Annotated in this window: 7 protein-coding genes; 1 reads left to right on the top strand and 6 read right to left on the bottom strand. The window is 63.1% G+C overall.

Translation table 11 applies throughout. The features are described 5' to 3' along the window. Positions 1-312 precede the first annotated feature (312 nt). The 6 genes from DEIPE_RS11815 to DEIPE_RS11790 all read right to left on the bottom strand — a co-directional run bounded on the left by DEIPE_RS11815 (position 313) and on the right by DEIPE_RS11790 (position 6582). Positions 313-1329, bottom strand: a complete 1017-nt coding sequence (locus DEIPE_RS11815; protein ID WP_015236198.1) for a hypothetical protein — start codon at positions 1327-1329, stop codon at positions 313-315. A 38-nt stretch (positions 1330-1367) separates the two neighbouring features. After that, positions 1368-1766, bottom strand: coding sequence for a hypothetical protein (locus tag DEIPE_RS11810; RefSeq protein ID WP_015236197.1), 399 nt, complete (start codon positions 1764-1766; stop codon positions 1368-1370). Then, a complete protein-coding gene (locus DEIPE_RS22310) occupies positions 1763-4498 on the bottom strand; it encodes a bifunctional DNA primase/polymerase (protein WP_015236196.1) in 2736 nt (911 codons plus the stop codon). Before DEIPE_RS22310 ends, DEIPE_RS11810 begins: the two co-directional genes overlap by 4 nt. A 115-nt stretch (positions 4499-4613) precedes the next feature. Further along, complete coding sequence (locus DEIPE_RS11800; RefSeq protein WP_015236195.1) at positions 4614-4847, bottom strand: helix-turn-helix domain-containing protein; 234 nt, start codon at positions 4845-4847, stop codon at positions 4614-4616. A gap of 243 nt (positions 4848-5090) precedes the next feature. Next, positions 5091-5774, bottom strand: coding sequence for a hypothetical protein (locus DEIPE_RS11795; RefSeq protein WP_015236194.1), 684 nt, complete (start codon positions 5772-5774; stop codon positions 5091-5093). Between the two features lie 358 nt (positions 5775-6132). Beyond that, positions 6133-6582, bottom strand: coding sequence for a hypothetical protein (locus tag DEIPE_RS11790; RefSeq protein WP_015236193.1), 450 nt, complete (start codon positions 6580-6582; stop codon positions 6133-6135). Positions 6583-6756: 174 nt separating this feature from the next. On the opposite strand from DEIPE_RS11790, the gene DEIPE_RS11785 reads away from it, so the two are divergent. Then, entirely contained in the window at positions 6757-12069 is a 5313-nt protein-coding gene (locus DEIPE_RS11785; RefSeq protein ID WP_015236192.1) for a HAMP domain-containing protein, read from the top strand. Positions 12070-12226 lie beyond the last annotated feature (157 nt).

Raw genomic sequence — 12226 nt, 5'->3', positions numbered from 1 at the left:
CTCGACCTTACACGTTGCCGTGTCGCTCGCCTTTGTGTGGGCGTATCTCACTGGCTAGTTCGAGGCAGCCCGTCACGCCTGAAGCGCAAAAGTATGGCTATGCCGAGATCCGCGTGTTCCGGCCGGGCCTCGATACCCTCCAAGACCACCTTCAATACCCTCGCCAGCATCTTGGCGTACTCTCGCTCTCACGTCCCGTTTCAAAGGATAGTCAGGATAGCTCCACCATTCCCAGCCGGAGGGAGGCCGCGTTCTACACAGAACGCGGCCTCCCTTGGAGGATGATTTTACCCAGGGCGCCGTCCCTGGGGCTCACGGAGTCCCGCCCGGCACTTCCCCGTGAACCTCCAGCCGGGCCAACGGCGTGGCGTTCCCTTTGCGGCGTTCCTGAATGGCTTCCAGCTCGTGCAGCGCCTTGTAAAGCTGTCGCTCGAGGTGCGCTTCATAGCGCTGTAGCTTCTCGAGGGTACGGTCATCCGGCAGCACCCGCGCCGCGTTGTTCCTGAGTTGCTCAGCCCGTGCCAGGTAGGCGGGCAGCAAGGCCGCTTCCCGCTCCCAGGTGCAGAGCGTGAAGTGGGCTTCCTGGGCCAGTTTGTCGCCCAGCACCTCGCGGGCGAGGGCCAGCACGCCGGGCAGCTCTGCGGCTTCCCATTCCCAATCCCCGTCCTCGATGGACTCCACCTGTTCTCGTCCCGGCTTGGACACACCCAGCGCTGCCCCGGCAATCCGCTTGGCACTCACGCCTTTCTTCTTCAGGGCTTTCATGGCCCACTCGCCCAGCATAAAGCGGGCCGCTTCACTCTCCGGGTGTGAAGCTTCTTGCCCTGCCACGAAGGCCCGCAGGAAGGCAGCAGCTTTCAGGCGTTCCTCGGCTTCTTCCTGTATGTCTGCTGCCCCGTTGGGCCTCAGGACGTGCTCGCTGCTCAGGTGCGGCAGGACGTAACGCAGGGCCGCCCGTAAGTCTTCAGCGTCCATGTATTCCACCGGGGCGTATAACCGGGCTTTGCTTTCGGCCATCTTCCGCAGAAAGGCGTCATGCTCGCCCAGCACCAGGCCGGACACCGCTTTTCGGGCCTGGGCGCTCAGGTGCGCCGCTTCCCAGCCTTCCAGCCTTGAGAGGCGCCACAACGTCATCGCCACCCGACCCGCGAGGCGTTCCTCGAGGTAGCCGACCGGCGCCAGGCTTGCCAGCACCCCGGACCGGTGCAGCTCGTAGGTTTCCCGTTCGTGATCGGGCACGTTTTCACTCATGGCGCCGTGCTTGACGGGGTTCAGGGCGCGCGGATCGGGTAAAGTTTGTTTTGTAATTTTGAGGTGTTCAGCGGTCATGCTGCCTCCCGTGGTGCGTAATTGTGCGTGGTTGGGCGTCATGCGGGCTTCCAGGCCTTATATGCGGCTTCCAGGCAGGCGAGGGTGTGCCTCGTGTTGCTTCCTGTCGCGTAGGTGGCGGCCCAGGCCAGCACGTAACCGCCCAGGTCGGGCACGAAGCCGCTTTCAAGCTGGGCCATGTGCCCAAGGTGCCCACTCGCCGCCGCATGCACCAAGCGGGCGAGGGTTTCGGGGAGTAGCGGCAAAGTGCTGTCATTTGTAGTCATTCCAGCCGGAACACTCAGGCTAGCGATCAGTGCGGCCTTGTGTTCGCGCAGCTCGGCCACGAGGTCGGGCGGTACACGGCTAGCCGGTTCAAGCCTCAGATTGCCACCAGGGGTGAGCGTGGCCCGCACGCCCAGGCCGTCGAGAGTGTCGAGCAATACACGCGCGCTCACAGCTCCACCGCGTCTTCGCCGTCTTCTGGCTGACCCACGAATAAAACACCTGAAACACCTGAAACACCTTGCGTGCTGTTCTGGCAGCACTCCACGTCCCGGTGTTTCTCCGGTGTTTGGGCGGGCGTCTGGAGAAACACCGCAGAAACACCGGGTGTTTCTGGCGGGGTCGCTTTTTCTGGGAAGACCGTTCCCACCGGCGTTTCTCGCCCCTCGCCCGGTGTTTCCGATGTTTCAGGTGTTTTATTCCACCCCTCGCCCACCGGCACCACCCGGTACGCCGCATTGCCGGTCGCAGTCTTACCAGCGGCACGCACCCGGAAGCCTCCGAACACTCGGTCCCGGCGCTGGGTAACGGCCCGTCCCACCCGTCGCAGGGCCGAAGCGCGCGTCTTGCCTTCCCAGTAGTCGGAGCAGGCGTCAAGGCGCTGCATAGCTGCCTGAAATTCACGTGCGCCAATGCTTTCCGCCCCGTGTTGCTCGTATAGCACAGCCAGCACCGCCGCCCACTCTTGCGGCTCGGCGTTGGCCGTTTCATACAGGTGTTCACGCCCGGTTAAAAAGCCCAGCACCCCCGCCACGTCGAGTATGCCGCCCATCGTCGCCGCCCAGCCTTCATAGCTGCCCAGCTTGCCCGTACCAATTGGCCGCCCCGCCCAAAGCCAGGCGGATACTAGGCTGAGACACGCCGACACCAGCGCCGGGCGGTTCTCCTTCACCCAGCCCAACAGGTTTTCGTGCCTGAAGCCGGTACGCTCTTCGGGACGTTCCACGCCGGGGTCGAGCCGGATGGGCACGATGCGTCGGGGCATGTCGTCGTCTAGGGCCACGTTGTTGCCGGTCGCCAGCCATAGAGCGTCATTGGGTAGGGTGAGCATTTCGCTTTTGCCCAGCCGTCGCCCCTTCCAGGTCCGGGCCGTCAGCGCGGCGGCCAGCGCCTCACCCTTGAGGGTGTGAACGTTGTCGAGCAGGATGATTCGCGCGCCTTCCAGCAGGGTGCTCGTCACGCGCTTCTCGAATTCGTCCCCGTCTTTGGGTTGCACCATCACGCCCGCCGCGTGCCCTAGCGACACGTGGGCGATCACCTCGGAGAGCAGCCCCTTACCGGTGCCGCGCGTAGGCGCTTCGATCAGGTGCAAGGGGGTCGGGCCGTCGATCATGGGCCGCACAAAGGGCAGCAACAGCGCGGCCAGGGTGTGTGCGAAGCCCGCTTCACCCGTGAAGGGAAAGTCGCACAGCAACTCGCGCAGCAAGGCGAGGGCTGAAGACGTGGAAACATCGTCGCACACGTTCTCCAGTCCTCTTGAGGCAAGGTAGATGCCGCTCTCGGCGTGATAGCCCTCTTCGCACACCAGCTCGCCGCCTTCGCTGAACAGGGGCGAGGTGGCGAGAATTCGCAGGCTGGGCAGCGGCAGGCGGTCCACACGTGCCAGGAGGTCCGGGGCGAGGTCGGCGGGCGGGCGCGCGGGCTTCACTTCCTCGACCACGCTCTTGCTGCCATCCTCGCCTTTTTCCACGCGCTCTTCGAGCTTCACGAAGTCTGCCGTACGGTCAAGCACGCCCTTGAGGGCCACGGCATCGAGAGGCACGGCGCGCGCATCTTCTTCTTGGTCGAGGCGCACCACTGCGCCCCCCCGCCGAAAGAGCGTGGGCGGGTCGTTCGCGCCCTCCAGTGCCCGCACCGCGTCTTCAGCAATCTCACGCAAAAAGCGCCCGTTCACGACGATTTCCGGCCGTTGTTCGGCAATGTCCGTCTGTGTTTGTGCTGAGCTTCTGCGCCGGGTCGCGTGGCCGCGCTGCCAGGCTTCGCGCGCCGGGGCGCTGTACGCTTGCCGGAGGCTCGCCTCAAACTCGTCCAGGGTATACGCCTCGTTTTGCCCTTTGGTGTTCTCTTCGGGCGTGTAGTCGAGGTAGCGCCGTCCAACGTCTCGTGCCTCCACTTCGCTATACCCGTTGTCGCGCAGCTGACACGCCAGCCAGAAGCCGCCATTATTGCGACCACTTGCGGCGGCTTCCTTCAGCGCACCCTCAAGGAGCGTTGCCTCGTCGGGCCGCTTGCCCCGCGAGGATTGGACGCGACCCGCAAGGCCCAAGCGAGCAGTCGGGGGCTGAGGCTCTTGCGGCGGCGCGATCAGGCCCAGGAAGGCGCGCAACTCTTCGGGCAAGGATTCCAGCGGCTCAAGGTCCGAGAAGTTGCGCAGTTGCTCGTAAGGCCCGCTGACGTTCTTCGATGGGGGCAAGACCGCATAGCCGCCATCGGCGCGAATGTCGAGGCCGGGGTAACGCTGGCCCAGTTCTGCTTTGGACTTGCTGTTGAGGGTTTGCACCTTCCAGCCGGGATGTGGAAAGTACACATGGAAGCCGCCCGAACCCGTTCTGACGTGCGGCTGGAGGTTCAACTGCTTGAGCAGGGCGGCGCCCGCCTGGCCGTCGAAGTCGAGCACGATGACACCCGACAGCTGGCCGGTGATGACGGCCACGCCCTTCCCCCTGATATGACTCAGCCAGGTGCGGACGTACTCTGGGGTGGGCCGCTCGCGCTGCAAAGCTTCCCAGGACGGGGCCAGCTTGCCTTCTTCCTTGCCGGGCTTGCTGTGGCCTGTGTCGGTGAGGCAGTAGTGCGGCTTCTTGGCGTACTCGCCCTCATTCGCCACCGGCAGCACTGACCAGCCGCGCTCAAGGGCGGCGAGGGCGGCTTCTAAAACCGGCGGGTAAGTCTTCACCGCCGTCACGGTGTTTCCCCTTGATGTTCGGCCAGCCACAGTAGGGAATCGAGGGCGCGGGACAATTCGGCGGGGAGTTGAAGGGCGGCGGTCATACTTCCGCCCCCGGCAAAATCGGCGGCACTTAGTGCCCTCGGCTGAGGAATTCGTCGAGGGCACTTTTCGGGATAAGCACCCGCGCTCCGGCCCGAACGGCGCGCAGTTCGCCCATCTTGACCATTTTGTAAATTAGGTTGCGGCCCACGCCGATGATGTGCCGGGCCTCTTCGGGCGTGTAAGTCGCTTTTTTGCGCTCTTCGCTAGTCGCGTCAGGTGTGGTCAAATTGTGGTGCTGTCGCGCGTTTTCCTGTACTGTCATAAGGCAACCTCCCAGGTTGCGAGAACGCGCTACGGGTGCTCTTCCGCCAAGATTGCACACCCGTAGCGCTGCCGTTTTGCCGCTGAGCCTTGGTACGCCAAGGTATCCTGTAGCTCACACAGGCATTCTACGCAATACGCAGGTTCGAAACAAGAAAAAGTACGTGCCAGTCAGTACTAAGGCATTAGTACCCAAGTATATAGTTCGGAGTTTTGTAGTAAGTGCATAACTCCGAACATGACATCAGAATGGTAGGTCATCCCAAGGAGACGGCTCTCCCTTGGAGCGCGCAACGGCTTCTTCTAGTTCCCATGCGAGCCAGCGCATACCCTGCTCGTGTTCCCGCTCGTATTGTTCTTGAGTTGTTGCTTCACCAGTGGACAGGTCAAGCAGCACTCCTCCCGACTCTTCAAAAGCCGCGATGCCATGAGAGTAAGTTTCGTGTAGTTTGGCGCGCTGCTGGCGCAGCTCCCACACACGCTTACGCCAGTATTCCTTTTGCGCCTCCTCGAGCACTTGGCGCCGCGTCTTGCCGTGTTCCTTCTCGAATACAGCAGCTTCACGGCCGATCACAGAAAGCTTGAGGTGCGACGTTCGACGGTTCGGCCCTAATCCGGGCGTGCGCGGCTGATTTGCATACGCACCGTCATAGGCCGGAACAAGCAACCCCCGTTTCACCAGCGCGCCAAGGGATTCCGAGATGGTCGAACGGCTGAGGTCAAGTTGAGCGACGCGCATAAAGGCTTTCGCACTCCAGGGAACGCCGAGCTTGGCAAGTTCACGTCGTCCTTTAAACGACCCGTCCTTGAGGCGCTGCTCTTCAGCAAGCACCCACACAAGAATTTTTCGTTGCAGTTGCGAAAGCTGGGCGTCCTTTGCAGCCTTGCCACGCTTGTACTGGGCGGGTTGCCCTGTCAAGGTTGCCATGCCCCATCATACCGTCTCGTGCCTTCTGCTTTTTATCGTCTCAGCGCGGCTGAACAAGCTCTGAAGCTTGGCGTAGTAGCGGCGTAGTAGCCCTGTAAACTCGCCCAAAACGGGCAGTTACGCGAAAACACACGAAGAGACGCGAGCCCCGTGCAGCGCGGCATTTTCTAAACCTTCCCAACACCGGGCAACATGCCCGTCCCGCTCTTTGGAAGCGTCGATCATGGTTCGAATCCATGTGCCCCAGCCAAGGCAAGAGTCTCGACAGTGTCGAGGCTCTTCTTTTTGCCTCCTTCTCACACGCAGCTTCTGCCCGTCGAGCTAACAACCTGAAGCCGACCTGCCGACGAGGTTCGCATCAGCGCGGCGCCATTTCCACGCGGCGCGTCAGCGTCCATCCCGGCAGCCTCGGTGTCAGCCGACGCCAGAAGTCACCTGACCGGCGCGCCTCCAGACTTGCTTCAGTGGGCAGCATGGGGAGCAGCTCGCGGCAGTGCCGACTGATCTGAGGGTTGGAATGCGACGTGCCGGCCTGCACTGCCGGGCGTGCCAGGACCCCCGCGGCGGCCAATGCTGCCCGCGCCTGGGTGCAGACGCGCTCATTTCGGGAGGCAAGCAGGGCCACCAGTTCCTCGGGTGAGAAGTTGGAGGACATGCTGCTATTGCAGCGCAGCAAGTTCTCATTTACATCCCGGCAAAAGCTTAAGCCAGAGAACGGGTACAGCAGCCTGTTGACCGTTCCGGAAAGTGAGTCAATATCACCGTGCTGGAAGCGAATTTTTTCATAGGAACCCCGGGTGGTCGGCACTCGCCACCCTCATCCCGCCCAACGGTGCCTTATGGCTTTCTTTAGCGAATAGGTAACTCACTTTAAGACTCGCTAAAGGCCGCTAACATTGTTTCAGAAACCGCCAAAACGCGCGGACGGGACCCGAGCACCTGCACGAGGTACCCGCCGCGCACTGGTGCCAAGGAGCCCCAAGTGACTCTCCCCGCGGAAACTTCCCAACTCGACGAAAAGCAACTGCTGGCCGCCTTGACGGCCTTTAAAAAAGGTGATTTCACCGTCCGCCTGCCCGTGGACTGGACGGGCATTGCCGGCAAAATCGCCGACGCCTTCAATGACGTGCTGGAACTCAGCGAGGGCATCTCGCAAAATCTGGAACGCGCCGGGCGGGTGGTTGGCAAGGAAGGCAAGGTCACGCAGCGCCTTCCCCTCGGCACCGCGAGTGGTGCCTGGATGGGCCTGATCGAGTCGGTCAACACCCTGGTCGATGACCTTGTGCGGCCCACCTCGGACATGGCGCGTGTGATCACGGCAGTCGCCAGCGGGGACCTGTCGCAGACCATGGCACTGGAGGTCGACGGACGGCCCATCGAAGGACAGTTTTTCCAGACGGCCAAGACCGTCAACACAATGGTGGACCAGCTGAATGCCTTCGCGGGCGAGGTGACGCGCGTGGCGCGTGAAGTAGGTACGGAAGGCAAACTCGGCGGACAGGCGCAGGTGCGTGGCGTCGCCGGGACCTGGAAGGACCTGACGGACAGCGTGAACGGCCTGGCAGGCAACCTGACTTCGCAGGTGCGCAACATCGCGCAGGTCACCACGGCGGTGGCGAACGGTGACCTGTCCAAGAAGATCACCGTCGAGGCGCAGGGCGAGATCCTGGAACTCAAGAACACCATCAACACCATGGTGGACCAGCTCAACAGCTTCGCCGCCGAGGTGACGCGCGTGGCGCGTGACGTGGGCACCGAGGGCCGCCTCGGTGGTCAGGCGGACGTGAAGGGCGTGTCGGGGGTCTGGAAGGACCTGACCGACAACGTGAACAGCATGGCCTCGAACCTCACGACCCAGGTGCGCGGCATTGCCAAGGTTGTGACGGCCGTCGCCAACGGCGACCTGGAGCAGCAGCTGACCCTGGACGCCAAGGGCGAGGTCGCCGCGCTAGCGGACACCATCAACAGCCTCTCGGACACCCTGGGTGTGTTCGCCGCCGAAGTGACGCGTGTGGCGCGCGAGGTGGGTACGGAAGGCAAGCTCGGCGGACAGGCCGTCGTGAAGGGCGTCTCGGGCACCTGGAAGGACCTGACGGACAGCGTGAACGGCCTGGCAGGCAACCTGACTTCGCAGGTGCGCAACATCGCGCAGGTCACCACGGCGGTGGCGAACGGTGACCTGTCCAAGAAGATCACCGTCGAGGCGCAGGGCGAGGTACTGGAGCTCAAGAGCACCATCAACACCATGGTGGACCAGCTCAACGCCTTCGCCTCGGAAGTGACCCGTGTGGCGCGCGAGGTAGGTACCGAGGGTCAGCTGGGCGGACAGGCCGAGGTGAAGGGTGTCTCAGGCACCTGGAAGGACCTGACCGACAACGTGAACTTCATGGCCGCCAACCTGACGACCCAGGTGCGCAACATCGCCTTCGTCACGACCGCGGTGGCCACGGGCGACCTTTCCAAGAAGATCACCGCCGACGCCAAGGGCGAGATCCTGGAACTGAAGAACACCATCAACACGATGGTGGACCAGCTGAACGCCTTCGCGGGCGAGGTGACGCGCGTGGCGCGTGAAGTGGGTACGGAAGGCAAGCTGGGCGGTCAGGCCGAGGTGCGTGGCGTTGCCGGAACCTGGAAGGACCTGACCGACAACGTGAACTTCATGGCCTCGAACCTCACCAACCAGGTGCGTAACATCGCCTTCGTCACGACCGCGGTGGCCAACGGCGACCTTTCCAAGAAGATCACGGTGGACGTGCGTGGAGAGCTGCTCGAACTGAAGAACACCATCAACACGATGGTGGACCAGCTCAACAGCTTCGCGGGCGAGGTGACGCGCGTGGCACGTGAAGTAGGTACGGAAGGCCGCCTGGGCGGTCAGGCCAACGTGCCCGGCGTCGGCGGAACCTGGAAGGACCTGACCGACAACGTGAACGGCATGGCGACCAACCTGACCAACCAGGTGCGCGGTATCGCGCGGGTCGTGACGGCAGTCGCCAACGGCGACCTGAAAAAGAAGCTCACGGTGGAGGCCAAAGGCGAGATTGCCGAGCTGGCCGAAACCATCAACTCCATGACCGAGACCCTGGCGACCTTCGCGGATCAGGTGACCGGCGTGGCGCGAGAGGTGGGCGTGGAAGGCAAGCTGGGCGGTCAGGCCAGCGTGCCCGGCGCGGCAGGCACCTGGAAGGACCTGACCGACAACGTGAACCAGCTGGCCGCCAACCTCACCACGCAGGTGCGCGCCATCGCGGACGTGGCCACCGCCGTGACCAACGGCGACCTGACGCGCTCGATCACCGTGCAGGCACAGGGCGAACTCGATTCGCTGAAGCAGAACGTCAACCAGATGATCTCCAACCTCAAGGAGACCACCGAGAAGAACACCGAACAGGACTGGCTCAAGACCAACCTGGCGCGCTTCACGCGCATGCTGCAGGGCCAGCGCGACCTGCTGACGGTGTGCCGCCTGATCCTTTCGGAACTCGCGCCCCTTGTGAAGGCCAACCACGGCGTGTTCTACACCTCGGACGACAGTGCCAACGAGCCTACCCTGAAGCTGCAGGCCAGCTACGCTTACCGAGAGCGCAAGGGCCTGGCCAACCGTTTCCGAGTGGGCGAGGGCCTGGTCGGCCAGTGCGCGCTGGAGCAGGAGCCTATCCTGCTGACCAACGTGCCCAATGACTACATCCAGATCAATTCGGGCCTGGGCGCCGCCGCTCCCATGAACATCGTGGTGCTGCCGGTGGTGTTCGAAGGCCAGACCAAGGCGGTCATCGAACTGGCCTCTTTCGAGCGTTTCAGCGCCACGCACCTGACCTTCCTGGAGCAGCTGACCGAATCGATCGGGATCGTGCTCAACACCATCGAGGCGACCATGCGCACCGAGACGCTGCTGGTGCAGTCGCAGGGCATGGCCCAGGAACTGCAGAGCCAGCAAGAGGAGCTGCGCCAGACCAACGAGGAGCTGGAGGAAAAAGCCCGCCTGCTCGCGCAGCAGAACCAGGAAGTCGAGCGCAAGAACAGCGAGGTCGAGGCCGCCCGGCAGGCGCTGGAGGAAAAAGCCTCGCAGCTGGCGCTCACCAGCAAGTACAAAAGCGAATTCCTGGCCAACATGAGCCACGAACTGCGCACCCCGCTCAACAGCCTGCTGCTGCTCTCGCAGCAATTGCGCGACAATCCCGACGGCAACCTCTCGGACCGTCAGGTGGAGTACGCCCGCACGATTTTCGCCTCCGGCAACGACCTGCTGACCCTGATCAACGACATTCTCGACCTCAGCAAGATCGAGTCGGGCACCGTCACGGTGGACGCGGCTCCCGTGGCCTTCCGCGACCTCAAGAACGCGCTCGCGCTCACCTTCCAGCCGGTTGCGGAAGCCAAAAAGCTCGCTCTCAACCTCGATTTCGATCCCCGTCTGCCAGGAGCCCTGCAGACCGACGAGAAGCGCCTGCTGCAGATTCTCAAGAACCTGCTCTCCAACGCCTTCAAGTTCACCGAGCGCGGTGAGGTCAAGGTGCGCGTCGCGAGCGCCTCGGGCGGCTGGAGTTACGATCACCCGGTGCTGTCACGCACCGAGCACGTGGTGGCCTTCAGCGTGATCGACACCGGCATCGGCATCGCTCCCGACAAGCAGCAGGTCATTTTCGAAGCCTTCCAGCAGGCCGACGGCACCACCAGCCGCAAGTACGGCGGCACCGGTCTGGGCCTGGCGATCAGCCGCGAGCTCGCGCGCATTCTGGGCGGCGAGATCCGCCTTGAGAGCGTGCCGGACCTGGGCAGCACCTTCACGGTGTACCTGCCGCTCACCTTTACACCCGTCTCGGGCCCCAGCAACTTCGCGCCCGGGGTGGGACCGCGGCCCAGCAGCACGGTTTTCAATGATTACAGAAGTTCGGGGCACAATCCGCATCCTCAGGAGTCTGGCGTCTCCCCCACCCAGGAAGCCACCCCGTTCCCGTCTCCTTCCGTGGACGATGCCCCGCGCGTCGCACGCCGCGAGGAAATGTACAGCGCGCGACGCGACGAGCATTATGAGTCCGAGCAGGGCGCTCCCGCCGTGGAGGCAGAGCTGCTCGATCCGGTGCTGGCCGACGACCGCAACGAGATCAGCGCCGGAGACCGCACGCTCCTGATTGTCGAGGACGACCCGGCGTTTGCGGCCGTGCTGCTCGACCTGGCGCGTGAGCGTGGCTTCAAGGGCCTGGTGGCCGCGCGAGGTGACCAGGCGTTGGCGCTCGCCCAGCGCTACCGCCCCAGCGCGCTTACGCTCGATCTGCATTTGCCTGACATCAGCGGCTGGTCCGTACTCGACCGTCTCAAGCACGACCCGACCACCCGTCACATTCCGGTGCATATCATCTCCAGCGACGAGGAAGCGCTGCTGGGGCGCAAGCTGGGCGCACTCGACTTCCTGACCAAGTCTCCGGACAAGGCAGCGCTGGAGCGCGCTTTCGGCAAGCTCGAAGACTTCCTGGCACGACGCGTCAAGAATCTGCTGGTCGTCGAGGACGACGAAGCGCAGCGTGAGCGCATCGTGGACCTGATCGGCAACGGTGACGTCAAGACCACGGCCGTCACCACCGGCAAACAAGCCCTCGCCGTGCTGAAAGAGCAACCCTTCGATTGCCTGGTGCTCGACCTCAAGCTGCCCGACATGACCGGTTTCGAGCTGATTCACAAGATGCAGAAGGATCCCAGCCTGAAGACACTGCCGGTGATCGTGTACACCGCACAGGAACTGACCCGTCAACAGGAGACGCAGCTGCGCAAGGTTGCCAAGAGCATCATCGTCAAGGACGTGCGCTCGCCCGAGCGGCTGCTGGACGAGGTGACCCTTTTCCTGCACCGCGTGGAGGCTGATCTGCCCCAGGCGGCACGCGCGCTGCTGGAAAACGTCCGTAAAAACGATCCCCTGCTGGCGGGCAAGCGGGTACTGGTGGTGGACGACGACATCCGCAACATCTTCGCGCTGACGGCGGTGCTGGAGCGCCACTCGATGCAGGTCTTCACGGCCGAGAACGGCAAGGACGCCATCAGCCTGCTCGACAGCACCCCGGACATCGACATCGTGCTGATGGACGTGATGATGCCCGAACTCGACGGCTATGAAACGACCCGCCTGATTCGCGGCAATCCCAAGTACAAGAACTTGCCGATCATCTCGCTGACGGCCAAGGCGATGCTGGGTGACCGCGAGAAGTCCATCGAGTCGGGCGCGAGTGATTACATCAGCAAACCGGTCAACACCGAGAAGCTGCTGTCGCTCCTGCGGGTCTGGTTGTACCGTTCGTGAGGCACCAGGCCGGGTGAAGGGATCAGGCGTCCCTTCACCCGGCCTGACTTCAGGCTTTTTGCTTCAGACTTTTTCAAGGGCTTCAGGAAAGAAGTGAAAAACTTCTGTGAACACTCTTCACACGCGGCGGCATGACGGTCAGCAGACACTTTGTATG

The sequence above is a fragment of the Deinococcus peraridilitoris DSM 19664 genome, from assembly GCF_000317835.1.
In the GTDB taxonomy this organism is placed as follows: domain Bacteria; phylum Deinococcota; class Deinococci; order Deinococcales; family Deinococcaceae; genus Deinococcus_A; species Deinococcus_A peraridilitoris.
Note: the sequence above shows the minus strand (reverse complement) of the source record. Positions and strands in the feature narration are given on the sequence as shown.